Annotated in this window: 26 protein-coding genes; 18 read left to right on the forward strand and 8 right to left on the reverse strand. The window is 67.3% G+C overall.

What is annotated here, in order from left to right:
• The first annotated feature begins 59 nt into the window (after positions 1-59).
• The 10 genes from A5747_RS25785 to A5747_RS15515 all read left to right on the forward strand — a co-directional run bounded on the left by A5747_RS25785 (position 60) and on the right by A5747_RS15515 (position 10428).
• Positions 60-434, forward strand: coding sequence for a hemerythrin domain-containing protein (locus A5747_RS25785; RefSeq protein WP_369805111.1), 375 nt, complete (start codon positions 60-62; stop codon positions 432-434).
• The gene (locus tag A5747_RS15475) at positions 338-718 is read left to right on the forward strand and encodes a hypothetical protein (protein ID WP_198938203.1); all 381 of its coding nucleotides are present in this window, start codon (positions 338-340) and stop codon (positions 716-718) included. Before A5747_RS25785 ends, A5747_RS15475 begins: the two co-directional genes overlap by 97 nt.
• Positions 719-760: 42 nt before the next feature.
• Positions 761-1402 (forward strand): ComF family protein, encoded by a 642-nt coding sequence (locus A5747_RS15480; protein WP_076125691.1) that lies wholly within the window; start codon positions 761-763, stop codon positions 1400-1402.
• Between the two features lie 349 nt (positions 1403-1751).
• Positions 1752-2462: a ribosome hibernation-promoting factor, HPF/YfiA family gene (gene hpf / locus A5747_RS15485; protein ID WP_369805112.1), complete on the forward strand. Its 711-nt coding sequence runs from the start codon at positions 1752-1754 to the stop codon at positions 2460-2462.
• Positions 2463-2541: 79 nt separating this feature from the next.
• Positions 2542-5391, forward strand: a complete 2850-nt coding sequence (gene secA, locus A5747_RS15490; protein ID WP_076125695.1) for a preprotein translocase subunit SecA — start codon at positions 2542-2544, stop codon at positions 5389-5391.
• 139 nt (positions 5392-5530) lie between these two features.
• The gene (locus tag A5747_RS15495; RefSeq protein ID WP_076125788.1) at positions 5531-6277 is read left to right on the forward strand and encodes a hypothetical protein; all 747 of its coding nucleotides are present in this window, start codon (positions 5531-5533) and stop codon (positions 6275-6277) included.
• Positions 6278-6308: 31 nt separating this feature from the next.
• Positions 6309-7874, forward strand: a complete 1566-nt coding sequence (locus A5747_RS15500; protein ID WP_076125697.1) for an HD domain-containing phosphohydrolase — start codon at positions 6309-6311, stop codon at positions 7872-7874.
• Between the two features lie 88 nt (positions 7875-7962).
• Complete coding sequence (gene mddA / locus A5747_RS15505; RefSeq protein ID WP_198938202.1) at positions 7963-8730, forward strand: methanethiol S-methyltransferase; 768 nt, start codon at positions 7963-7965, stop codon at positions 8728-8730.
• A gap of 59 nt (positions 8731-8789) precedes the next feature.
• Positions 8790-9272: a cation:proton antiporter regulatory subunit gene (locus tag A5747_RS15510; RefSeq protein WP_076125701.1), complete on the forward strand. Its 483-nt coding sequence runs from the start codon at positions 8790-8792 to the stop codon at positions 9270-9272.
• 4 nt (positions 9273-9276) lie between these two features.
• Positions 9277-10428, forward strand: a complete 1152-nt coding sequence (locus A5747_RS15515) for a cation:proton antiporter (RefSeq protein WP_076125703.1) — start codon at positions 9277-9279, stop codon at positions 10426-10428.
• Positions 10429-10448: 20 nt separating this feature from the next.
• Here A5747_RS15515 and A5747_RS15520 read toward each other — a convergent pair whose 3' ends face one another.
• Positions 10449-10973, reverse strand: a complete 525-nt coding sequence (locus A5747_RS15520) for an Rv3235 family protein (RefSeq protein WP_076125705.1) — start codon at positions 10971-10973, stop codon at positions 10449-10451.
• Between the two features lie 253 nt (positions 10974-11226).
• Between A5747_RS15520 and A5747_RS15525 the strand changes: the two genes are divergently transcribed.
• The 6 genes from A5747_RS15525 to A5747_RS15550 all read left to right on the forward strand — a co-directional run bounded on the left by A5747_RS15525 (position 11227) and on the right by A5747_RS15550 (position 17495).
• Entirely contained in the window at positions 11227-12633 is a 1407-nt protein-coding gene (locus A5747_RS15525) for a wax ester/triacylglycerol synthase family O-acyltransferase (protein ID WP_076125790.1), read from the forward strand.
• Between the two features lie 39 nt (positions 12634-12672).
• A complete protein-coding gene (gene ppk2, locus A5747_RS15530; RefSeq protein ID WP_076125707.1) occupies positions 12673-13548 on the forward strand; it encodes a polyphosphate kinase 2 in 876 nt (291 codons plus the stop codon).
• Between the two features lie 2 nt (positions 13549-13550).
• Positions 13551-14087, forward strand: a complete 537-nt coding sequence (locus A5747_RS15535; RefSeq protein ID WP_076125709.1) for a hypothetical protein — start codon at positions 13551-13553, stop codon at positions 14085-14087.
• An 89-nt stretch (positions 14088-14176) separates the two neighbouring features.
• Positions 14177-15340, forward strand: coding sequence for a ferredoxin reductase (locus A5747_RS15540; protein ID WP_076125711.1), 1164 nt, complete (start codon positions 14177-14179; stop codon positions 15338-15340).
• A 94-nt stretch (positions 15341-15434) separates the two neighbouring features.
• Positions 15435-16721: a fatty acid desaturase gene (locus A5747_RS15545; RefSeq protein WP_076125792.1), complete on the forward strand. Its 1287-nt coding sequence runs from the start codon at positions 15435-15437 to the stop codon at positions 16719-16721.
• A gap of 237 nt (positions 16722-16958) precedes the next feature.
• Positions 16959-17495, forward strand: a complete 537-nt coding sequence (locus tag A5747_RS15550; protein ID WP_076125713.1) for a hypothetical protein — start codon at positions 16959-16961, stop codon at positions 17493-17495.
• 47 nt (positions 17496-17542) lie between these two features.
• On the opposite strand, the gene A5747_RS15555 is transcribed toward A5747_RS15550, so the two are convergent.
• Positions 17543-17776, reverse strand: a complete 234-nt coding sequence (locus tag A5747_RS15555; protein ID WP_076118935.1) for a hypothetical protein — start codon at positions 17774-17776, stop codon at positions 17543-17545.
• Between the two features lie 130 nt (positions 17777-17906).
• Between A5747_RS15555 and A5747_RS15560 the strand changes: the two genes are divergently transcribed.
• Positions 17907-18293 (forward strand): hypothetical protein, encoded by a 387-nt coding sequence (locus A5747_RS15560; protein ID WP_076125715.1) that lies wholly within the window; start codon positions 17907-17909, stop codon positions 18291-18293.
• A 9-nt stretch (positions 18294-18302) separates the two neighbouring features.
• On the opposite strand, the gene A5747_RS15565 is transcribed toward A5747_RS15560, so the two are convergent.
• Genes A5747_RS15565 through A5747_RS15580 form a run of 4 tightly spaced genes read right to left on the reverse strand, consistent with a single transcriptional unit; the run spans position 18303 to position 22033 of the window.
• On the reverse strand, positions 18303-18809 hold the full coding sequence (locus A5747_RS15565; protein WP_076125717.1) for a DUF302 domain-containing protein: 507 nt from the start codon (positions 18807-18809) through the stop codon (positions 18303-18305).
• Positions 18796-19758: a nitrilase-related carbon-nitrogen hydrolase gene (locus A5747_RS15570; RefSeq protein ID WP_076125718.1), complete on the reverse strand. Its 963-nt coding sequence runs from the start codon at positions 19756-19758 to the stop codon at positions 18796-18798. The genes A5747_RS15565 and A5747_RS15570 overlap by 14 nt, the downstream gene beginning before the upstream one ends.
• The gene (locus tag A5747_RS15575; RefSeq protein WP_369805110.1) at positions 19758-20831 is read right to left on the reverse strand and encodes an NmrA family NAD(P)-binding protein; all 1074 of its coding nucleotides are present in this window, start codon (positions 20829-20831) and stop codon (positions 19758-19760) included. Before A5747_RS15575 ends, A5747_RS15570 begins: the two co-directional genes overlap by 1 nt.
• A 17-nt stretch (positions 20832-20848) precedes the next feature.
• Positions 20849-22033, reverse strand: coding sequence for a thiolase family protein (locus A5747_RS15580; RefSeq protein ID WP_076125723.1), 1185 nt, complete (start codon positions 22031-22033; stop codon positions 20849-20851).
• 108 nt (positions 22034-22141) lie between these two features.
• Between A5747_RS15580 and A5747_RS15585 the strand changes: the two genes are divergently transcribed.
• Complete coding sequence (locus A5747_RS15585) at positions 22142-22618, forward strand: helix-turn-helix domain-containing protein (RefSeq protein ID WP_076125794.1); 477 nt, start codon at positions 22142-22144, stop codon at positions 22616-22618.
• Positions 22619-22627: 9 nt separating this feature from the next.
• On the opposite strand, the gene rsgA is transcribed toward A5747_RS15585, so the two are convergent.
• Together rsgA and aroA are read right to left on the reverse strand one after the other, a co-directional pair.
• Positions 22628-23608: a ribosome small subunit-dependent GTPase A gene (gene rsgA, locus A5747_RS15590; RefSeq protein WP_076125796.1), complete on the reverse strand. Its 981-nt coding sequence runs from the start codon at positions 23606-23608 to the stop codon at positions 22628-22630.
• Positions 23605-24891, reverse strand: coding sequence for a 3-phosphoshikimate 1-carboxyvinyltransferase (gene aroA, locus A5747_RS15595; RefSeq protein ID WP_076125725.1), 1287 nt, complete (start codon positions 24889-24891; stop codon positions 23605-23607). The genes rsgA and aroA overlap by 4 nt, the downstream gene beginning before the upstream one ends.
• Positions 24892-24894 lie beyond the last annotated feature (3 nt).

Here is a 24894-nt window from a genome sequence, read left to right on the forward strand (position 1 = left end):
TTGCCCCGAAGGTGTTCGAGGACTGGGGTGAATAGACGATGCCGACCGACGCATTCGAAATGGCCTTGGTTCACAGCATTTTCCGCGACGAGCTCAACTTTGCCCCAGAACTGATCCGGAGCGTGCGACCCGATCAGCACGGGCGTCGAAAGCGCGTAGCGAAGCACGTCGCAAACGTACTGGCGGCGTTGCATCACCACCACACGGCGGAGGACGAGCTGCTGTGGCCGAAGCTGCGCGACCGGATACCCATCCATGCTGAGGACATTCAGCGGATGGAAACCGAACACGAATTCATCGCGAAGACGGCGGTCATTGTCGAGACGCGCTTGGCCGAGTGGATCGCCGCGACCGGCTTCACAACAACGCAGCGCGCAACCACTCGCGGGCGGCGGAGATGTTGGCTTCCGAGATCAACGCGCTCGCGGAGGTAGTCGGCGATCACCTGACCGCCGAGGAGGAGCGCGTCCTTCCGCTCATCAACAGACACATCACCGACCGTGAATGGCGGGCAGTCACCGAACGGGGCGCCGCCTTCCTCAGCGGCCGCAATATCTGGTTCGGCACCGCATTCGCCGGCATGGTCTTCGAGGCATGCACAGCCGACGAGCGCCGGCGTTTTTTGGCCGGCATGCCGCCACCGCAAAGGATGCTGGTGAAGCTGTTTGCACGACGGGCCGGGGCCAGTTACCGCGCGGGGCTGGAACCCGCGGGCTGACAGATCGCGTCGCTTGTCACCCCTGGCCGCCACACTGGCGACGTGCTCGACCTCATCCTGCCGCTGGAATGTGGCGGCTGCGGCGCGCCTGCGACCCGCTGGTGCGGCGCGTGCGCCCTAGCGCTGGCCGTCAAACCCGACGAACCGCACCTGATCACCCCGCGCATCGACCCGCAGGCGCCGGTGTTCGCGCTCGGTCGCTACGCCGGCGCGCGGCGCCAGGCGATCCTCGCGCTGAAGGAGCACGGGCGCGCCGACCTCGTCGCGCCGCTGGCCCGCGCGCTGGCCATCGGGCTGCACCGGCTGCTGACGTGGGGCATGCTCGAGACGCCGTTGACGATCGTGCCCGCGCCGACCCGGCGTTCGGCGGCGCGCCGGCGTGGCGGCGACCCCGTCGCCCGGTTGGCCGCCGCGGCGGTCGCCGCGCACCCGGACGCCGTCGTCGTGCCGGCCCTGCGGATGACGGCGCTGGCCCGCGACTCGGTGGGCCTGCGCCCCGCCGCCCGCGAGCGCAACATCGCGGGCCGGGTCCTGCTGCGGGGTAGGCCCGCAAAACTACAGCGCACCGAAGTCCTGATCGTCGACGACATCGTCACCACCGGCGCGACGGCACGCGAATCGGTGCGCGTCCTGCGGTCCGCCGGGGTCCGGGTGGCCGCGGTGCTGGCGATCGCGGCCGCCTGAGGCTGTGCCTCTCCCGGTGTCGCTCCCTGTGCGGTAGCCAAGAGGTTGTGAAGAACTCGCAACAGGTGAGCGAAATGGTGGCATCGCAAGGCGAACACGAGCTAACGTCGAGGACAACCTTCAGGAACTTAAGAGGACCTACTGGTCTGACTCACTGGTCGCGATTCTCAGGTTGATACGCCACTTGCGGAGGGGGTGAGTATTCGACACCTTGCACCGGCGGGCTGCCTGCGGCGGCGATCTCTTTCAAGTCGCTCCCACCCCGTCGTTGCGTCTTCAAGAAAGCCGACACGCAGGGCGCGTGCGACGTGAAAAGAGAAACGAGTTGTCACGTATGTCAAGGCTCACCGTGGATTCCGGTCAGATTCTGGATCAACCGCCGGCAGAAACCGACGCGCAGGAACCGACAACGTCCGCCGAGGTCGTGTTCAAGGGCCGCAACGTCGAGATTCCGGATCACTTCCGCGTCTATGTCTCGCAGAAACTCGCCCGCTTGGAACGGTTCGACAAGACCGTCTACCTGTTCGACGTCGAGCTCAAGCACCAACGCAACCGTCGTCAACGCAAGTGCTGTCAGCGCGTGGAGGTCACCGCGCGGGGCCGCGGGCCGGTAGTCCGCGGCGAGGCCTGCGCGGACAGCTTCTATGCCGCGCTGGAGGCGGCGGTCGTCAGGCTGGAAAGCCGGCTGCGGCGCGGCAAGGATCGCCGCAAGGTGCACTACGGCGAAAAGACACCCGTTTCCCTGGCCGAGGCCACCGCGGTGGCCCCGCCGCCGGAGCGGTCCCTCAACAACAAGCTCAATGGCAAGGCCTTCAACGACAGCCAGGCGGCGCCGCCGCACCAGCACGAAGCCGAACCCGACGACCACGCCGACCACGCGCCGGGCCGCGTCGTGCGCACAAAAGAGCATCAAGCCAAGCCGATGTCGGTCGACGACGCGCTCTACGAAATGGAACTCGTCGGCCACAACTTCTTTTTGTTCTATGACAAGGAGACCGAACGGCCGTCCGTCGTCTACCGGCGGCACGCTTATGACTACGGGCTGATCAGGCTCTCCTGAGGGTCGGCGGACATCACGGGGTTGTCACCTACCATGGGAGTCGCCTTATAGAAGACTCCTACCAACAGGGGACATAGCTGTGCTGTCGAAATTGCTGCGCCTTGGTGAAGGTCGCATGGTCAAGCGCCTCAAAAGGGTGGCCGACTATGTCAGCACCTTGTCTGACGACATCGAAAAGCTCACCGATGCCGAGCTGAGGGCCAAGACCGACGAGTTTCGGAAGCGCCTGGACGACGGGGAAAGCCTCGACGACCTGCTGCCCGAGGCGTTCGCGGTGGCCCGCGAGGCCGCCTGGCGGGTGCTCGACCAGCGGCCGTTCGACGTGCAGGTGATGGGCGCCGCGGCCCTGCACCTGGGCAATGTCGCCGAGATGAAGACCGGTGAGGGCAAGACCCTGACCTGTGTGCTGCCCGCCTACCTCAACGCGCTGGCCGGCAAGGGCGTGCACATCGTCACCGTCAACGACTACCTGGCCAAGCGCGACAGCGAGTGGATGGGCCGCGTGCACCGCTTCCTGGGCCTGCAGGTCGGGGTGATCCTGGCCAACATGAGCCCGGACGAACGCCGGGTCGCCTACAACGCCGACATCACCTACGGCACCAACAACGAGTTCGGCTTCGACTACCTGCGCGACAACATGGCCCACTCGCTCGACGACCTGGTGCAGCGCGGGCACAGCTACGCCATCGTCGACGAGGTCGACTCCATCCTGATCGACGAGGCCCGCACCCCGCTGATCATCTCCGGGCCCGCCGACGGCGCCTCGAACTGGTACACCGAGTTCGCCCGGTTGGCGCCGCTGATGCAAAAGGACGTCCACTACGAGGTGGACCTGCGCAAGCGCACCGTCGGCGTGCACGAGAAGGGCGTCGAGTTCGTCGAAGACCAGCTGGGCATCGACAACCTGTACGAGGCCGCCAACTCGCCGCTGGTCAGCTACCTCAACAACGCGCTGAAGGCCAAGGAGCTGTTCAACCGCGACAAGGACTACATCGTCCGCGACGGCGAGGTGCTGATCGTCGACGAGTTCACCGGCCGCGTGCTGATCGGTCGCCGCTACAACGAGGGCATGCACCAGGCCATCGAGGCCAAGGAGCACGTGGAGATCAAGGCCGAGAACCAGACGCTGGCCACCATCACGCTGCAGAACTACTTCCGGCTCTACGACAAGCTCGCCGGCATGACCGGTACCGCCCAGACCGAGGCGGCCGAGCTGCACGAGATCTACAAGCTGGGCGTGGTCAGCATCCCGACCAACAAGCCGATGATCCGCACCGACTGCTCCGACCTCATCTACAAGACCGAGGAAGCCAAATACATCGCGGTGGTCGACGACGTCGCCGAGCGCTACGACAAGGGCCAGCCCGTCCTGATCGGTACCACCAGCGTGGAACGCTCGGAGTACCTGTCGCGTCAGTTCAAGAAGCGGCGCATTCCGCACAACGTGCTCAACGCGAAGTATCACGAGCAGGAGGCGGGCATCATCGCGGTGGCCGGCCGGCGCGGGGGCATCACGGTGGCCACCAACATGGCCGGGCGTGGCACCGACATCGTGCTGGGCGGCAACGTCGACTTCCTCACCGACCAGCGGCTGCGCGCCCAGGGCCTGGATCCGGTGGAGACGCCCGACGAGTACGAAGCGGCCTGGCACGAGGAACTGGCCGTCGTCAAGGAGGAGGCCGCCAAAGAGGCCACTGAGGTGATCGAGGCCGGCGGCCTGTACGTGCTGGGCACCGAGCGCCACGAGTCGCGCCGCATCGACAACCAGCTGCGCGGCCGCTCCGGCCGCCAGGGTGACCCCGGCGAGTCGCGCTTCTACCTCTCCCTCGGCGACGAGCTGATGCGCCGCTTCAACGGTGCGGCGCTGGAGTCGCTGCTGACCCGGCTGAACCTGCCCGACGACGTGCCGATCGAAGCGAAGATGGTCACCCGCGCGATCAAGAGCGCCCAGACCCAGGTGGAGCAGCAGAACTTCGAGGTCAGAAAGAACGTCCTCAAGTACGACGAGGTGATGAATCAGCAGCGCAAGGTCGTTTACGCCGAGCGCCGCCGCATCCTCGAGGGCGAGGACCTGCAGCAGCAGGCCACCGACATGCTGACCGACGTCATCACCGCCTACGTCGACGGCGCGACCTCCGAGGGATATGCCGAGGATTGGGACCTCGACGCGTTGTGGACGGCGCTGAAGACGCTGTACCCGGTCGGAATCAGCCACGAGACGCTCACCCACCGCGACGAGGACTCCGACCGCGACGACCTCACCCGCGAGGAGCTGCTCGAGGCGCTGCTCAAAGACGCCGAACGTGCTTATGCCGCAAGGGAAGCCGAACTCGAGGAAATCGCCGGCGAGGGCGCGATGCGCCAGCTGGAGCGCAACGTGTTGCTCAACGTCATCGACCGCAAGTGGCGCGAGCACCTCTACGAGATGGATTACCTCAAGGAAGGCATCGGGCTGCGCGCGATGGCGCAGCGCGATCCGCTGGTGGAGTACCAGCGCGAGGGCTACGACATGTTCATGGCCATGCTCGACGGCATGAAGGAGGAATCGGTCGGCTTCCTGTTCAACGTCACCGTCGAGGCGGCGCCGGCCCCGCAAGTTGCGCCGGTGGAAGCTCCCGACGGGCTAGCGGAATTCGCGACCGCCGCGGCGGCCGCTGGGCAGCGGGACGGCTCGGGTGGCGCGCCCGCCGCGGTGCGCGAGCAGGCTCCGGCCGCGTTGCGCGCCAAGGGCATTGACCACGAAGCGCCGGCCCTGACGTATTCCGGCCCGTCGGAGGACGGTTCGGCGCAGGTCCAGCGCAACGGCGGTGGGGCCGCCGACAAGACGCCGGCCGGAGTGCCCGCCGGCGCCAGCCGGCGCGAGCGGCGCGAAGCCGCGCGGCGCCAAGGCCGGGGCGCCAAGCCACCGAAATCCGTGAAGAGGCGCTAGCCCGTCGCTCCCACCTTCCGTCGAACGTGCGGCTGGCCGCACGTTGGGCGTCGAGTGTGCGGCTGGCCGCACGTTCGCGGGAAGAATTTGAGGCAGCTGCCTCATGCGCGGCTCCGGCGGCGGCGCGCAGCATCGGTGGATGACAAAATTTCGCACACCCGCCGATGCCGCCTCGGCCATCCTGCGGAACCCCACGCTGCCCACCGGGGACGACGAAAGATTCACCGGCTTCGGCGTTTTGGGGCTGCCCTTCGCCAGCGGCCACTATCTCGCCCTGCGCTGCATACCCTCGGCGTCGTTCGCGCCCGGCTACCGATCGGTGTGGCACCGGGATCCGGACGGCGTGTGGACGTTCTACGCGACGACGCCCGCCGAGCAGAGCTGTTCGCGTTACTTCAGCTCGGCGACGCCGAACGACGCGGTCCAATGCGATATCGACGTCGCGTGGGTCACCCCGTGGTCGCTCTACGTCCAGATCCCGGGGCTGCTCGAGTGGCACCTGGACATCGGGGTCACCACGACCACACGGCTGATGACCCGGATCGCGCAGCGGCTGCCCGCAGCGGCGTGGACCAACCGGCTGGCCCTCCGTGTGATGGGCCGAGCCACCGGTCCGGCGATGGGCGCCGGACAGATCCGGCTAACCGGGGCGGTTCCGAACGGGCAGCGATTCATGCTTGCCCCGAGGAGATTCTGGGCGGTCATCGGCTCGCGCGCGACGCTGCGCGGAGACGACCTTGGCCCGGTCGGGCCGCTGCATCCGCAGGCCCGCCTGGCCGACTTCCGGGCCCCGCAGCGCGGGTTCTTCGTGGTCGGCGGCGGTCATCTCGAGACGTTCGATCCCAGCCGCCACCATGCCGTCGGGCGCACCGTCTCGATTGCCTGACCAGCGCCGGTCAGCTGGGCACAATGAGTTGATGGCGGCCGAGGCGTCCGAAGCTCCGACTCGCGCAGAGCTGCTGGCCGCGCTGTCCGTGGCCATCGACCTGGGCCTGGGGCAGCCCGCCGAGCACATGCTTCGCGCCGCGATGATCGCGACCCGGCTCGCGGACCGGCTCGGGCTCACCGATGCGCAACGGGATTGCGTGTACTACACGACGCTGATCATGTGGATCGGTTGTCACGCCGACTCCCACGAATACGCGCGCTGGTTCGGCGACGACATCGCCGTGCGCCACGACTCCTATCTGGTCGACTGGTCGGGCCTGCCGTATCTGCGTTTCCTGCTGAGCAACGTCGGCCGCGGCGAACCGCTGACGCACCGGTTATCAATAATGGCAACGCTTTTCGTCAATGCGCGCGGTCAGCTGTCCCGCTTGATCCATTCGCATTGCACGTCGGCGGCGCTGCTGGCCGACCGAATCGGCCTGGGGCCCGATGTGCAGGCGTCGCTCGCGTTCGCGTTCGAGCGATACGACGGCGGCGGCCTGCCCGGCGGCGCCCACGGCGAGCAGATCCCGATCCAGATGCGGGTCGCACAGGTCGCCGACATGGTCGAGGTGCACCACCGCGCGTACGGGGTCGACGGCGCCGTAGCCGTGGCCCGCAGCCGACGGGGTGGCCAGTTCGACCCGCGCGTCGTCGACGCGTTCGTCCAGCACGCGGACACCATCCTGGCCGGCCCGCCGGCCGGTGACGCCTGGGCGGCGGCATTGCGCGAGGCGCCCGATCGTCACGAGCGGCTCGACGAACCGGGGCTGGACGCCCTCCTCGTCGCGTTCGGCGACTTTGTCGACCTGAAATGCCCGTTCACGCTGGGGCATTCGCGCGCGGTGGCCCGCCTTGCCGGTGACGCGGCGCTCGCTGCGGGCCTCGACGCCGGTGCCGCGGCGCTGACCCGACGTGCCGGCCACGTCCACGACCTGGGCCGCATCGGTGTGTCGAACCAAATCTGGTCCAAGCCGGCATCGTTGAGTGCGGCCGAGTTCGAACGGGTTCGGCTGCATCCCTACCTCACCGTGCGGATCCTCAACCAGGTCCCCGGCCTCGCGCGGCTGGCCGAGGTCGCCGGCAATCACCACGAGTGCCTCGACGGCTCGGGCTATCCCCGTGGCCTCGCCGGGACCGCGTTGAGCCTGCCCGATCGCGTGCTGGCGGCCGCGGTGAGCTACCAATCCGCTTGCGAGCCAAGGCCGTATCGCGACGAGCTGTCGACCGGCGCGGCGGCGCGTCGGCTGCGCGAACGGGTGCGCGCGGGCGAGCTCGACCCCGTCGCCGCCGAGGCGGTGCTCCACGCGGCGGGCGAACCCGCCCAGCGGCAGCCCCGGCTGCGTCCGGGCGGGCTCACGCCGCGCGAGATCGAAGTGCTGTGCCTGGTCGCCCGCGGGGCGTCCAACAAGCAGATCGCGGCGTCGTTGGTGATCAGCGAGAAGACGGCCCGCAACCACGTCGAGCGAACGTATGCCAAGATCGGGGTCTCCAACCGCATCGGTGCCAGCATGTATGCGCTGCAGCACGGGCTGGTGGACCCGGCCCGCGGCTAAAAAACACGACCGAAATCGTGCCTGCCTCGTCGGAAAATGAGGCATCCGCCCCATGTTCAAAAGCGCCGTCGAGGCGCACAATCAGCGAATGAAGCGATTGTTGATAGTCGGCTACGGCGCCGTGGCGTACCTGCTATTTCTTGCCGCGTTCCTGTACCTCGTTGCTTTCCTGGGCAACTTCTGGGTCCCGCGATCCGTGGACCACGGGATTTCCGCGCCCATCGGCCAGGCGGTGCTGATCAACCTGCTGCTGCTCGCCGCGTTCGGCGTCCAGCACAGCGTCATGGCGCGCCCGGGGTTCAAGGCGTGGTGGACACGAGTCGTGCCGTCGACGATTGAGCGCAGCACCTACGTGGTGTTGTCCAGCGCCGTGCTGGTGCTGCTGTACTGGCAATGGCGCACGATGCCGACCGTCATCTGGGACGTGTGGCAGCCGGTCGGGCGCACGGCGCTGTGGGCGTTGTTCTGGCTCGGATGGGCGATCGCGCTGGCGGCGACCTTCATGGTGAGCCACTTCGACCTGTTCGGACTGCGCCAGGTGTATCTGGCTTGGCAAGGAAAACCGTACACACACATAGGTTTTCACGCTCGCTGGCTGTACAAGTTGGTGCGCCACCCGCTTATGCTGGGTTTCTTCATCGCCTTCTGGGCGACGCCCACGATGACGGCCGGGCATCTGCTTTTCTCGATCGGGATGACGGGCTACATCCTGCTCGCCACGCAACTGGAGGAGCACGACCTGATCGGCGCGCTGGGCGACGAATACCGTGACTACCGTCGTCGGGTGCCGATGGTGCTGCCGTGGCCACGCCCGCACGCGACTCCGCACCCGACTGAGGCGGCGCCCCAGGGTTAAACCTGAGTTTGGCCGGTGCCGCTTCTCATCGGGCGGTATTTCGCCGAGGATTGACTGCTATGGATGTCAAGGAGGTCTTGCTGCCGGGCGTCGGTCTCCGATACGAATTCGTGAGCCATAGCGGTGACCGGATCGGCATCGTCGCGCGGCGCGGCGGTGACTTCGACGTCGTCCTGTACGGCCCCGACGATCCGGACCAGGCCCGCCCGGTGTTCCGCCTCACCGACGAAGAGGCCGACGCCGTGGCGCAGATTCTCGGCGCACCGCGCATCGCCGAGCGGTTCACCGAACTGACCCGCGAAGTGCCGGGACTCGAAGCGGGCCAAGTCCACATCCGGCCGGGCGGCACGTTTGTGGACCGGCCGCTGGGGGAGACCCGTGCCCGCACCCGGACCGGCGCGTCGATCGTGGCGATCGTGCGCGACGAGGCCGTGCTCGCCTCGCCGGGCCCGGCGGAGACGCTGCGGGCGGGCGACGTCCTGATCGTCATCGGCACCGAGGAGGGCATCGCCGGAGTCGAACAGATCGTCGACAAGGGCTGAGCCAGTGCAGGTTTCGGGCGCGCTGCTATTTCAGCTCGGCGCCCTCCTGGCCGCGCTCGCGGTGTTGGGCACTGTCGCGCGCCGGTTCGCGTTGTCCCCTATACCGCTTTATTTGGTGGGGGGTCTCTCGCTGGGTAAGGGCGGCATCTGGCCCGTGGCCGCCGCCGGTGGGTTCATCACGACGGCCGCGCCCATCGGCATCGTGTTGCTGTTGCTGACCCTGGGCCTGGAATTCTCCGCGACCGAATTCGCCAGCAGCCTGCGCCACCATTTGCCCTCGGCCGCCGTCGACGTGGTGCTCAACGCCGCGCCCGGCGCTGTGGCCGGCTGGCTGCTGGGCCTGGACGGTGTCGCGATCCTGGCGTTGGCCGGCGTCACCTACATCTCCTCGTCGGGTGTCATCGCCCGGGTACTGGAAGACCTGCGCCGGCTCGGCAACCGCGAAACCCCGGCCGTGCTGTCGGTATTGGTGCTCGAGGACTTCGCGATGGCCGCCTACCTGCCGCTGTTCGCGGTACTGGCGTCCGGAGGTACCTGGCTCGAGGCGCTCGCGGGCATGATCGCCGCGGTCGTCGCCCTGATTTTGGCCTTCGTCGCGTCGTATCACTGGGGACATCACGTCGGCCGGCTGGTGGCACACGCCGATTCCGAGCAGCTGCTGCTGCGGGTACTGGGCGTCACGCTGATGGTCGCCGCCCTGGCCGAGTCCCTGCACGCATCGGCGGCCGTGGGCGCGTTCCTGGTGGGCCTCACCCTGACGGGGGAGACCGCGGAGCGGGCGCGCCAGGTGCTGGGCCCCCTGCGCGATTTGTTCGCCGCGATCTTCTTCCTGGCGATCGGCCTGTCGGTCGACCCGCACGAGTTGCTTCCGATGCTTCCGGTGGCCGTCGCCCTGGCCGCCATCACCGCCGCGACGAAGGTGGCCACCGGCGTATTCGCGGCCCGCCGCGACGGTGTGGCGCGCCGTGGGCAGTTGCGGGCCGGCACGGCGCTCATCGCCCGCGGCGAGTTCTCCCTGGTCATCATCGGGTTGGTCGGTACGTCGGTGCCCGGCGTGGCCGCGTTGGCGACCTCGTATGTCTTCGTCATGGCGATCGCGGGTCCGGTGTTGGCGCGCTTCGCCGGCGGCCCGGCGCCGGAGCGCGCAGCGCCGTAGCGCTGTAGCGCCCCGGGGAGTCAACCGATGTGCAGGGCGACGAGCAGCCATCGCGCGCCCGCGATCTGCTCGACCCGGCAGGCGATGGCGTGCATGCGGTCACCGCGGCTGTAGCACCCGAAGACCTCGGCCGCGGTCGCGGGGTGTCCGACCGGTTGCAGCCGCATCCGGCGCAGCACCGCGGCGCCCTTTCGGGCGGCCGGCGCGCGGCGCACCGATTCCACCGAGTCGACCAAAGTCGGTGCCAGCAGCGGCCGCAGCTGGGCCGGCGGCCGCCGGTGGTCGATGACTTCCAGCACTCGGCGCAGCGCGGCGTCGGCGAAGACCGCCGCCTGACGCATCGACGGGGACAGCGCCGTCGCCGCCTCCGGTTGGCCGCGGGGTCGCCCGGCGTGGGCCCGGCCCGGTGCGCGCCCGGCCCGGCGCGGCGCCGCCTGCCGGGAGTCATCGACCGGCGATGGCCGGCACGGCGGGACATTTCGCGGCACGAGCCTTTCGGGCTCGTATTCGACGACGGGCGTGACGGCAAAGGGACTAGTGGTCAACGGGCACTCTCCAACTCACACGGAACGGGTCGTCCGACGCGGACGCGGGGAGCCTGCTGGAGAGTGGCAGACGGTTGTTGCTAGGCCTGTTTTAAGGCGCTCGTCGCCATCGCGCAATTCGGTCTCCCGTATACCCGTGCACTGCCGCGCCCGGCTCGGGCGATTACGGTGGTCAGGGACACGGCACACCAGCGAGGCGCACGAAGGCGCGCCAGCGAATTGAGGGCGAATTGACAAGGAGCACATGGCCGCAGTGGTGACCCGGTTGTCCCCGTCGGACACGTCGTTTTACCGGCTGGAAAACTCCGCTACCCCGATGTACGTCGGATCGCTGTCCATCCTTCGCCGCCCCCGCGCCGGATTGAGCTACGAGACGTTACTGGCCACCGTCGAGCAGCGGCTCGCCCAGATACCGCGCTACCGGCAGAAGGTTCGCGAAGTGATCGGCACGGCCCGGCCGGTGTGGATCGACGACCGCGACTTCGACATCACCTACCACGTCAGGCAGTCGGCGCTGCCGTCGCCGGGCAGCGACGAGCAGCTGCACCAGCTGGTCGCGCGGCTGGCCGCCCGCCCGCTGGACAAGTCGCGGCCGCTCTGGGAGATGTATCTCGTCGAAGGCCTGAACAAAAACCGCGTGGCGCTGTACACCAAGTCCCACCAGGCGCTCATCAACGGCATGACAGCGCTGGAGATCGGCCACGTCATCGCCGACCGAACGCGCCGTCCGCCGCCGTTCCCCGAAGACATTTGGATACCTGAACGCGATCCCGGCAATACCCGGCTGGTGCTCGGCGCGGTGAGTGACTGGGTGATGGGGCCGGGCGCGCAGCTGCGGGCCGTCGGATCCGCGGTGGCCGGACTGGCGACGAACTACGGCGAATTGCTCGACGCCGGCCGCCGTGTCGTCGGTTTCGCGCGCACGATCGCGCGCGGGACGGCGCCCAGCAGCCCGCTGAACGCCCGGGTTTCGCGCAGCCGGCGGTTCACGGTCGCCCAGGGCAATCTCGAGGACTACCGGACGATCAGGGCGCGGTATGACTGCGACGTCAACGATGTGGTGCTGGCGGTGATCGCCGGGGCGCTGGGCAACTGGTTGATGTCGCGCGGTGAAGCGGCATCGCCGACCGCGACGATCCGGGCGATGGCGCCGCTGTCGGTGTACTCCGATGGTCAACACGACTCCACCGGCCCCGGCCAGACGATCAGCCAGGTCACCCCGTTCCTGGTCGACCTGCCGGTGGGAGAAGGCAACGCCGTGGTGCGGCTGTCGCAGATCGCGCACGCCACCGAATCGAACCCGACGGCCGCCAGTCTCGTCGACGCCCGGACCATCGTCACGCTGTCGGGTTTTGCGCCACCGACGCTGCACGCGATGGGCATCCGCGTCGCCGCCGGTTTTTCCGCGCGCCAGTACAACCTGTTGATTACCAATGCGCCTGGGGCTCAGTCGCAGATGTATGTGGCCGGCACCAAGTTGCTGGAGAGCTATGCCGTGCCGCCGCTGCTGCACAACCAGGCGCTGGCCATCAGCGTGACGTCCTACAACGGGATGCTGTATTTCGGAATCAATGCCGACCGCGATGCGATGAGCGATGTCGACCTGCTGCCCGGGCTGCTGAATCAATCGCTCGAGGAGCTTCTGGAAGCTTCTCGGTAGTGGCGTCAAAATCGCTGTGTGGATATAGCATTCGTTGATGTGAGCACCGCAACAAACGGCGACGCAGAGGCCAAAGCGTCGGCGAAGGCGAAGAAGAAGAAATCCGGTTCGTCCGAACCCCGGATCTCCGACGCCGTCTATGAGGCCGAATTATTCCGGCTGCAAACGGAATTCGTGAAATTGCAGGAGTGGGTGCGGCATTCCGGCGCGCGCGTGGTGGTCATCTTCGAAGGGCGTGACGCCGCGGGCAAGGGCGGCGCCATCAAGCGGATCACCGAATACCTGAGCCCGCGCGTCGCCCGTATCGCCGCGCTGCCCGCGCCCACCGATCGCGAACGCGGCCAGTGGTACTACCAGCGCTATATCGCTCAGCTGCCCACCAAAGGCGAGATCGTGCTCTTCGATCGATCGTGGTACAACCGCGCTGGCGTCGAGAAGGTGATGGGATTTTGTACGCCGCAGGAGTATGCCCTGTTTTTGCGGCAGACGCCGATCTTCGAGCAGATGCTCATCGACGACGGGATTCTGTTGCGCAAGTATTGGTTTTCGGTTTCCGAGGACGAGCAGCTGCGCCGGTTCAAGGCGCGGCGCAATGACCCTGTGCGCCAATGGAAGCTGAGTCCGATGGACTTGGAATCGGTGTACCGGTGGGAGGATTATTCGCGCGCCAAGGACGAGATGATGGTGCACACCGATACCCCGGTCAGTCCGTGGTACGTCGTGGAATCAGACATCAAGAAGCACGCACGGCTCAACATGATGCATCACCTGCTGTCCACGATCGAGTACACCGACGTGCGGACGCCCAAGGTCGAGCTGCCGGAACGCCCGGTGCTAAGCGGCAACTACGAACGTCCGCCGCGTGAGCTGTCGAGGTACGTCGACGACTATGCGGCCACGTTGATCGAGGGCTAGCCATGGGCGACGCCACGATCCACGTCTACATCCCGGCCACCCTGCCGATGTTGCAGCAGCTTGTCGCCGACGGCTCGTTGTGGCCGGCCAACGGCACGGCGTTCGCGGTGACCCCGACATTGCGCGAGGCCTACGCCGAAGGTGACGACGAGGAACTCGCCGACGTGGCGCTGCGCGAGGCCGCGCTTGCGTCGCTGCGCCTGCTGGCGGCCCAGGACGCGGGAGGGGCCGACCCGGCTCTGCGGCCGCGGCGCGCGGTGCTGTCCGCTGAGGTGGGCCTGGGCGAATCCGGGGCCACGTTCCGTCCGGATCTGGACGACGCCGTCGTCAGACTGGGCGCGCCCGTCGCACTCGACCAGGTGATCGCCGCGTACGTCGACAACGCCGCCGCCGAGGACGACGTCACCAGGGCTATCGCGGCGATCGACGCCGCCGACCTGGGCGACGAGGACGCCGACCTGATCGTCGGCGACGCTCAGGACCACGATCTGGCCTGGTACGCCAACCAGGAGCTGCCCTTTTTGCTAGACCTGCTCTGAGGGGAACTGTGTGACGCATTCTGGGCCCGCGAGCCTGGATACGGTACCGTAGGTTACGGTACCGTAGCTTGTGTGACGGGGTGCTACCAATGAGTAAGCAGCATGCATCGATCGCCGCCAACGTCGTGGACACCAAACGCCCCAGTGTCGTCGGGGCGGAGCGTCATCCCGGCTGGCACGCGCTTCGTAAGCTAGCCGCGCGCATCACCACGCCGCTGCTGCCCGACGACTACCTGCACCTGGCCAATCCGCTGTGGTCGGCGCGGGAACTGCGGGGCCGGATCCTCGAAGTCCGCCGCGAGACCGAAGACTCCGCGACGCTGGTCATCAAGCCCGGCTGGGGCTTCAGTTTCGACTACCAACCGGGCCAGTACATGGGCATCGGCCTGCTGGTGGACGGGCGCTGGCGCTGGCGGTCGTATTCGCTGACGTCGAGCCCGGCCGAGACTTCCCGATCCGCTCCCAGATCCGGAGCGGCGCGCACGGTGACCATCACCGTCAAGGCGATGCCCGAGGGGTTCCTGTCCAGCCACCTGGTGGCCGGCGTGGAACCGGGCACCATCGTCCGGCTGGCGGCGCCGCAGGGCAATTTCGTGCTGCCCGACCCCGCGCCGGCGTCGATCCTGTTCCTCACCGCCGGGTCGGGGATCACGCCGGTCATGTCGATGCTGCGCACGCTGGCGCGCCGCGACCAGATCACCGACATCGCACACCTGCATTCGGTGCCCACCGAATCCGACATGATGTTCGGCGCCGAGTTGAGCGAACTGGCGGCCGACCAGCCGGGGTACCGCTTGCGGGTGCGCGAGACCCGCACCCAGGGCCGGCTCGACCTCGGCTCGCTCGACGGCGAGGTGCCGGACTGGCGGCAACGCCACACCTGGGCCTGCGGACCGGAGGGCCTGCTAAATCAGGCCGAGCGGGTCTGGTCGGCGGCCGGCATCGGCGACCGGTTGCACCTGGAGCGATTCGCGGTGTCCAAGGCCGCGCCCGCTGGAGCCGGCGGAACGGTGACATTCGCCCGAAGCGGCCGCGCCGTCGCCGCCGACGCCGCGACCTCGCTGATGGACGCAGGCGAGGGCGCCGGTGTGCAGATGCCCTTCGGTTGCCGCATGGGCATCTGCCAGTCGTGTGTGGTTAGCCTGGTGGAAGGCCACGTTCGCGACCTGCGCACCGGCAAGGAGCACGACCCCGGGACCCGAGTTCAGACGTGTATTTCCGCCGCTTCGGGCGATTGCGTGATCGACATCTAAAGGCTACTCACAGGTAACTTACGGAATCGTAGGTTACGATAGCGTAGGTACAAACCACAACTGATTACATACCGAGCGCATGGAGGTGGAGACAATCGCGATCACAGACGTCGACGCATTCGCACATCTCACGGACGCCGATATCGAAAGCCTGGCCGTTGAGCTGGACGCTATCCGCCAGGACATTGAAGACTCGCGCGGCGAGCGGGATTCTCGCTACATCCGTCGCACCATCGCGGCCCAGCGCGCGCTGGAGGTGGCCGGCCGGCTGATGCTGGCCGCCAGTTCGCGGCGTTCGGCGTGGTGGGCAGGCGCCGCCACGTTGGGCGTGGCCAAGATCGTCGAGAACATGGAGATCGGCCACAACGTCATGCACGGCCAGTGGGACTGGATGAACGACCCGGAGATTCACTCCTCGACGTGGGAGTGGGACATGAGCGGGTCGTCCAAGCACTGGCGTTACACGCACAACTTCGTGCACCACAAGTACACCAACATCCTCGGCATGGACGACGACGTCGGCTACGGCATGCTGCGCGTCACCCGAGACCAGCGCTGGAAGCGGTTCAACTTCTTCAACCTGGTGTGGAACACGTTGCTGGCGTTGCTGTTTGAGTGGGGTGTCGGCCTGCAGCATGTGGAGATCGGCAAGATCGTCAAGAAGCGCATGGACAACGAGGAGGCCCGGCAGCGGATCGACGAGTTCATGGCGAAGGCCGGCCGGCAGGTGGTCAAGGACTACGTCGCGTTCCCGGCGCTGACCTCGCTGTCGCCCGGCGCTACTTTCCGGTCGACATTGACGGCCAATGCTGTTGCCAACATCATCCGCAACGTGTGGGCCAACGCCGTCATTTTCTGCGGCCACTTTCCCGACGGCGCAGAGAAATTCACCAAGACCGACATGATCGGCGAAACCAAGGGTCAGTGGTACCTGCGCCAGATGCTGGGCAGCGCCAACTTCGAAGCCGGGCCGGTGCTGCGGTTCATGAGCGGCAACCTGTGCCACCAGATCGAGCATCACTTGTACCCCGACCTGCCGAGTAATCGGCTGCACGAGATCTCGGTGCGCGTGCGCGCCGTCTGCGACAAGTACGACTTGCCTTACACCACAGGCTCATTCCTGGTGCAGTACGGCAAGACGTGGCGCACGCTGGCCAAGCTGTCGCTGCCGAACAAGTACCTGGTGGACAACGCCGACGACGCGCCGGAGACCCGCAGCGAGCGCATGTTCGCGGGGCTGGAGCCCGGTTTCGCCGGCACCGATCCGGCGACCGGCCGGCGGCGCGGGCTGAAGTCGGCGATCGCCGCCGTGCGGGGCTGGCGGCGCGACAAGCGGGCCGCGAAAGCGGCGGCCGGCGACTCCGACGACTTGGCGGCCTAGTCTCTACGGGCCTTTGCGCCGAGCGTGAACTGGCTGCGAAATTCCACGCCGAAATGCGCAACAGTTTCACGTTCGGCGCACGGCCGCCTGGGTTACGTTCGATCCCCTTCGCCGAGCGTGCACTCATGGCGAAATTTTGGCCGATTTCTCGCCCTGAGAACACGTTCGGCGCGACGGCGCCACCACGCCCCGCACGTCCTGGGTTTACGCTCGGGAAAGTACGAGGGAAGGTGCGCGATGCTCGAAGCGTTCGGATTCGAAACCCTGGGTGTAGTCGTCGGCGACATGTTCTTCGTCGATCCGACGCCGCTTGAAGGTCAGGAAACACCGGAGCGGGGCGTCAGGCTGGAACTCCGCCTCATCGACCGGGCCGCGCCGCAGGGGTCGATCTACGCCGGCGTCCCGATCGCCTTCAACCGTCCGGTGTGGCGGGTGGACCTTTTCGGCTCAACCGAGAGCCCGCCGGGCACACTCGACCGGGCCCATCACCATCCCCGTTTCAACGGATGGGAGCCGAGCCGCCGGCATTTCGTTCCAGAGCTGTCAGCAGCCCCGTTGACCTGGCTGGCCGATCAGCTGGCCGACCCGGACGCCGTGCTGGCCCGCGCTGGCGTCGGCGCCGACGAGGTCACCGACGCCGATCGGCAGGGGATCGCCGCGGCGGCCCCGGAGATTGTCGCAGCAGTGAAACGGATGCTCGACGGTGTGCGGGACGGAACGTTGGCCCCCGCCGCCGCGGAGCCGGTTGCCGCAGCCCGCACCGGCTGGCTCTGAGTTACGCTGCGGCGCTATGTAATTCGGGATCTGGGCGATTCGCCGAACTAGCTCGACTTCTTGCCGCCCTTGCGCCCGGCGGCCTTCTTCTGCGACGTGTTACCGCCGCTGCCGCTTCCGCTGCTGCGGCTGCTTTGGCTGCTGCCCGAGCTCTTGCCGCCCCGGCTGGAGGCGCCGGGCGAGTTCGATATCGCGGCCGCCCGGGACTTGCTCATCCCTTTCTTGCGCAGGCCCTCATACTGTTTGTCATTCTTGACGCTGGATCCATGATCTTTCGCCACTTTTGGACTCCTTTACATCCTGCGGCAACGTCGTGCAGGCGGAGTACCCGTTTTCCACCGCGGAGAACAACATCCCGGGAAGTCTTGAGGCTATGGCAGGCTCAGTGTTGATTTCCGAGGGAGGCGCGGCATGACGTATATGGGCAAGCCCTACTACCCGGTGTGGCTGGACAATCTCGCCGACGACGTCACCCTGGAGGCCGCGGCAATGGACGGCACCGCGCATGGCGCGGACGACGTTCGCTCGATCGTGGTCACCGCACGCGAGGTGTATGACAACCAGCAGTTCAACTTCGCCGGTCCGGTTGGCGACTACGGCTTCGTTGAGGACTACTCGACTGAGATCCACGGCGTGCACACCAACGTTGTTGTGTGGGTCACCTTTAACGCCGCGGGGCAGACCCAGCAGGTCGTAGTGAACCACCGGCCACGCAGTGCGCTGCTGTCCTTCTCCCGCTTGATGCTCGAAAAGTTCGCCGGCACACCGCTCGCTAAGCACTGGGAAGGTACGCCATAGGGATCGGCGTCAGGCCGCCACCTTTTCTGCAAGCGCGGCCAACTTGGCATCGAGCTGCCTTGCGGCACCGAGTAACTCGGGGTTGGGCCCCGCGCCCGTGTCCAAGACCATCAGTGACGACGGCTTGACGTAGGTCAGACTGCTGTGGCCGTCCCCCTCGTCGACGAGCAGCACCTCGACCGGGGCAAACAACCCCGCGGTCACGTCGTGACGCAACATCGTGATCGCGATCAGCGGGTTGCCGAGGATGACGCGCAGCACCTTGCGTTTGATGCCGGCCCTTTTGATCCACGTGCCATGGTCGAGCAGCCCGAACAGCATGAATCCACTTGGCCCGACATGGGGTTCGACCAGCCGTTGATAGGACTGCCAGTCGCCCGCAGCCGTCGCGAAATCATTGATCGGAACCGGCTTTTCGCCGATGTCGGCAAGTAGCGAGGCGACCAGTTCGTCGTAGGTCTTGGCGCTCCCGTAGCGTGCGCGCACGCCCTGGAAGGTGATTTCAGATGTGGACATTCTCGGTCTCCGGGGATGGTTCCACGCGCTCGTGCACGTGAGCCGTCGGGGTGCGATCGACCATCAGACTGAGCAGTTCGGGCCGGCTGTAGTGGCCGCTGGCGTCCATCAGGATCTTGCGGGTGTTGATCAATGAGAAGTCGAGGTCGGCCACTACCTCGCCCTCGCCGGAACGCAGCGGCTCGCCCAGGTACTCGCCCTGGGGGCTGATGATCGCCGTGAAGAAGCCACCCGAGATCGGGCCGATCGGCCCGCCCGTGTCGGCCACGATCTGCGCTCGCTGATCGTCATCGATCCATGCGGTCGCGTTGACGACGAAGGCGCCCGATTCGAGCGCGTGGTTGCGCACGCTGATCTCGGCCTGCTGCGCGAACAGGTCACCGCCGAACGATCCGGGAAACATGCCGGAGTGGATCTGCTCGCCGTCCGCGATCAGGGCGTACCGCGCCAGTGGATTGTAGTGCTCCCAACAGGCCAACTGCCCGATTCGCCCGACGGCGCTGTCGACCGCGCGCAGCCCGCTGCCGTCGCCCTGCCCCCAGATCATCCGCTCGTGGTAGGTCGGCGTGGTCTTGCGCCGGCGCTGAATCAGGGTGCCGTCGGCGTCGAACAGCAACTGGGTGTTGTACAGCGAACCGCCGTCACGCTCGTTGACGCCGACGGACACCACCATGTTGGCGCTCCGCGCCGCCGCACCGATCGCGGCGACCGCCGGCGACGGTATCGTCACCGCCTGGTCCATCAATTTCAGTTGTTCCGAACGCATTTCGAATGGGCGCTGGACGAAGGAGAAGTATGGATAATACGGGACTACCGTCTCGGGAAAGGTCGCGAACTGAACGTCCTGGCGGGCCAGCTGTTCGATCTTGCCGACGACCCGGTCGACGGTGCCCTCCCGGCTGTACAGCACGGGGCTGAGTTGCACGGCGGCGGCACGTATTACGGTCATTACAGCTTTCCTGTCCGCCTGTCTTCGCCGATCTTGAGAATCGGAGCCCGGTTTTCCGGTTGAACCCTATCCCACAGGCCGCCCTTGCCCAGCTCTCGTCCCCGCTGATCTTCTCGCCGTAACCACTCCTCGGCACTTCTGATCCGATTCGGGTGGATCTGATCGAGCAGGGCATAATCCCGGTTGACGATTTCGTGCTTCCACAGATTCCAGAATCCGGTGAAGTTGTCGCGAATGTTCATGGTGCTCTTGTCATTTGGGTCCGCGTTGTATCCGGCGGGCGCCTGCGCGGCGGCGCTCATTGGACCGTTGCTCCAGTACTCGTCCAGGTCCGTGTCGATATAACGTGCCGGATGCCCGGTGACCTTCTCGAACGCCGCGGCAAGGTCGGCGTAGCGCACCTGGTCGATTGCGACCTCGAGGTCCATGCCGTTCGCGCGGTCTTGATGATCGAAAAGCCAGCGAACGTAGTACCCGCAGTCCTCGAGCGACACGTGCGGCACGGCGCCGTCACCCAGCGGAACTCGCCACGTCACGACGCCGTCCTCCACGGTTGGTGTCATCGGTGTCCCGGGTGAGATCACCATTTCGATGTAGGGGCCCGACGTGAAGACCGCCGCACCCATCCGGTCGCGATTCGCCTGATTCTGAAACAGGATCCACTCGCCCACACGGCCCTTGCCGTCGTAGTGGCCGGTGCGGAATCTCGAGTCATACCCCGACTTCTTGAGGCCGTAATCGAGGTTTCCATATACGAAGAATTTGACGCCTTCTTCGATGGCTATCTCGTAAGCGCGGATCGCCCAGTAGATCTCGGTCTTCTCGCCGGTGTTGAACCCGTCGATGTTGACGAATGCCCCGTCGGCACCGCGGAACCCTTCCCGCAGCACGGCTTCGTCGGCGAATGTGCCTTCCAGGATGGAGACGTTGCCTAGTTCGAGAAGTTCCCTGGCGCGCCGGGAGGCGGGATCCCGGCTGAGGACTCGAACGGAGTACTTCTTGTCGGCGACCAGGGCGCGAACGATCGGGATGCCTTGGGCTCCGGTGCCGCCGATGACAAAGATCTTGGACATGTTGGTGGCCTCCGTTCTCACAGTCGCTCGATGATGGTGGCGTTGGCCATGCCGCCGCCCTCGCACATCGTCTGCAGGCCGTACCGACCGCCGCGCTGCTCGAGCGCGTTGACCAGCGTGGTCATGATGCGGGCGCCGCTGGCGCCCAGCGGGTGGCCGATCGCGATGGCCCCGCCGTTGACGTTGGTCTTGGCCAGATCCGCTCCGGTGTCGGCCGCCCACGCGAGCACGACGGGCGCAAAGGCCTCGTTGACCTCGAACAGGTCGATGTCGGCCAGCGTCAGCCCGGCGCGGTGCAGCACCTTTTCGGTGGCGGGGATGACGCCGGTCAGCATGTAGAGGGGATCCGAGCCGACCACGGTCGTGGTGTGGATCCGGGCCAGCGGGCGCAGGCCCAGCTTGGCGGCGACGTCGCTCGTGGTGATCAGCACTGCGGCGCTGCCGTCCGAGAGCGGCGACGAGTTGCCGGCCGTGATCGACCAATTGATCTGCGGGAAGTGCTCTTTCGCGGCCTCGCTGTAGAACGACGGCTGCAACGTGGCCAGGGTTTCGACGGTGGTGGCGGGCCTGATGATCTCGTCGGTTTCCAGTCCGGCAATTCCGATCAGCTCGTTGTCGAAGAGGCCGTCCTTGGTTGCGCGGGCGGCCTTTTCGTGGCTGGACGCGGAGAACTCGTCGAGCTGGGTGCGCGAAAAGCCCCACTTTGCGGCTATCAGCTCGGCGCTGATGCCCTGCGGCACCAGGCCGTCGGGGTAGCGCGCCGACATGTCGTTGCCGAACGGGTTGCTGCCCGGCAACACCGAGGTGCCCATCGGCACGCGCGACATCGATTCCACGCCACCGGCGACGACGATGTCGTAGGCGCCGGCGAGCACGCCCTGGGCGGCGAAGCTGATGGCCTGCTGGCTGCTGCCGCACTGGCGGTCGACCGTGGTACCGGGGACCGACTCCGGGAACCCGGCGCCCAGCAGCGCGTTGCGCGCGATGTTGACCGCCTGGTCGCCGACCTGGGTCACGGCGCCGGCGATGACGTCGTCCACCTGCGCCGGGTCCACGCCGGTGCGCGCCACCAGTTCACGCAGGCTGTGCGCCAGCAGGTCGGCGGGCAGCACGTCGTGCAACGCGCCGCTGGCCTTGCCCTTCCCGATGGGGGTGCGGACGGCGCCGACGATGACGGCGTCGCGACCCTGGTAACTGGTCATGGCTCCTCCTTGAGTCCAGAATCTGGAGTCCGAAGCTAGGTATTGCTAGCTGTACCTAGGTAAGCATCTGGGTATAGTAAAAGCAACCCAGAGCGAGAGGTGATTTGCATGACATTCCTGCAGGGGGTGCTGGCCGACCGCGACAAATGGTCGCCGGTGGGAGAGTGCTCCATCGAGAAGACGATGGCGGTGCTCGGCACCAAGTCGGCGATGCTCATCATGCGCGAGGCGTACTACGGCACCACCCGGTTCGACGACTTCGCGCGCCGGGTCGGCATCACCAAGGCGGCCACCTCGGCGCGGCTGGCCGAACTGGTCGACCTCGGGCTGCTGACGCGGCGACCCTACCGCGAGCCGGGACAGCGCGGCCGCGACGAGTACGTGCTCACCGAGGCGGGAATCGATTTCATGCCGGTGATCTGGGCGATGTTCGAGTGGGGTAGGCACCACCTCCCCGGACGCAACCGCCTGCGGCTGGTTCACCAGGGCTGCGGGGCAGAGGCAAGCGTGGAAATCCGTTGCGCCGCCGGACATCCGGTGGCGCCCGAGGAGCTCGGCATGCGGTTGGCTAGGTCTACTGGCTAGGTCAACTGGCTAGGTCTGGTTGAGCACCACCAGCAGCCGCCGGGCCGCCGCGACACGGCGAACGGCAGGACCGGACAGGCTGTCCAGCGCGCATTCGGGATCGGCCGGCGGCCCCAGGTGACCACAGCCACGCGGGCAGTCGGCAATCGCCTCCGCCAGATCCGAGAAGGCGAGCAGCACGTCGTCGGGCTGGATGTGGGCCAACCCGAACGAACGGATCCCCGGCGTGTCGATCACCCAGCCGGAGCCCTCTAAAGGCAGCGCCACCGACTGCGTCGAGGTGTGCCGCCCCCTGCCGATATCGGTGACCTCGCCGACGGCCCGATCCGCCTCGGGCACAAGGCGATTCACCAGCGTCGACTTGCCCACCCCGGAATGCCCGAGCAGCACCGTGATCTTGCCGGCGAGCAGGTCCGCGACCGCCAGCAGGGGATCGTCGCGGCCCGCGGCGACCACCGTCAGGTCCAGGTCCACGAACTGCCGCTCGAACGGCTCCGGCGGCGCCAGGTCGGTCTTGGTCAGGCACAGAATCGGCGCCAGCCCGCCGGCGTAGGCGGCGATCAGCGTCCGGTCGACCAGACCGGTGCGTGGCGGCGGGTCCGCCATCGCCACCACGATCAGCAGTTGGTCCGCGTTGGCGACCACCACTCGCTCGGTGGGATCGGTGTCATCGGCGGTGCGCCGCAACACCGTTCGCCGCTCGCCGCGGCGCACGATGCGGGCCAGGGTGTCCGGCCGCCCGGACAGGTCGCCGACCAAATCGACGTCGTCGCCGACGACGATCGGCGTGCGACCCAGCTCGCGGGCCCGCATGGCGGTCACCCGGCGTTCGGGGCTGCCGCCCAGCACACATCCCCAGCGGCCGCGATCGACGCTGACCACCATCGCGGCCTCTGCATCGGCGTGCCGTGGACGAGTCTTGGTCCGGGGTCGCGATCCCCGGCCGGACCGGACTTTGACGTCGGACTCGTCGTAGTCGCCGGGCCTCAACCGCTGGAACCCTCGAGCATGCGCGCCCACAGCCGCGGGAACTCCGGCAATGTCTTTGTCGTGGCGCCGATGTCGTCCACCTGAACTCCGGCGACCCGCAACCCGATGATCGCGCCGGCCATCGCCATGCGGTGATCGGCGTAGGCACGCCAGGTGCCGGCCCGCAGCGGCGTCGCGGTGATCACCAGACCGTCGGGGGTTTCGGCGCAGTTGCCGCCGAGGCGGTTGATCTCGGCGCTCAGCGCGGCGAGCCGATCCGTCTCGTGCCCGCGCAAATGGGCGATGCCGGAGAGGCGTGACACCGAGCCCGGGTTCGCCAGCGCCGCCAGTGCGGCCACCGATGGTGTCAGCTCGCCCACGGCCCGCAGGTCGACGTCCAACCCGTCGTAACCCGAGGAGCCCCGCACCTCTAGGTATGAATCAGTTTGGGTGACAACGGCATTCAGCTTCGCGAAGACGTCTAGGAGGTCGTCGGCGGGTTGCACGCTGTGCGCGGGCCAGCCGGTGATGCGCACCGTTCCGCCGCTGACCACGGCGGCGGCCAGGAACGCGACGGCGTTCGTCAGGTCGGGTTCGACGTCCCAGTGCCGGGCCGCGACCGCGCCGGCGCGCACCCGCCAGCGGTTCGTGACCGAGTCGTCGACGTCGACGCCGGCCTGCCGCAGCATCTGCACGGTCATCGCGATGTGTGGCGCCGAGGGCAGCGCCGACCCGGTGTGCTGGACGGTCAGGCCGTCGGTGAACGACGCGGCGCACAACAGCAGGCCCGACACGAACTGCGATGACGCCGAGGCGTCGATCGCGACGGTGCCGCCGGCGACCGATCCGGTGCCCTGCACCCGGAAGGGCAGGCCGGTGCCGTCGATCCGCACGCCCAGACCGCGGAGCGCGTCCAGCAGGGGCGCGATAGGCCGGACCCGGGCTTGCTCGTCGCCGTCGAAATCCACCGGCGAGTCGGCCAGCGCAGCCAACGGCGGAACGAACCGCAGGACCGTGCCCGCCAGGCCGCAGTCCACCCGGGCTTCCGGGCCCGGGGCGATGTGGCCGCCGACGGTCAGTTCGGAACCGGCCCCCTCGACGGACAAACCAAGGGTCCGCAGCGCCCCGATCATCAGGTCGGTATCGCGGCTGCGCAGGGCGCCCCCGATGGTCGACGAGCCTTGGTCCTGTGCGGCCGCGAGCCCCGCCAGCAGCAGCGCCCGGTTGGTCTGTGACTTCGAGCCGGGCACCGTCACGGTCGCGTGCACCGGCGCCTTCGCCTCGGGGGCCGTCCAGGTCGTCACTGG

It is taken from the genome of Mycobacterium sp. IS-836 (genome assembly GCF_001954275.1).
GTDB lineage: Bacteria > Actinomycetota > Actinomycetes > Mycobacteriales > Mycobacteriaceae > Mycobacterium.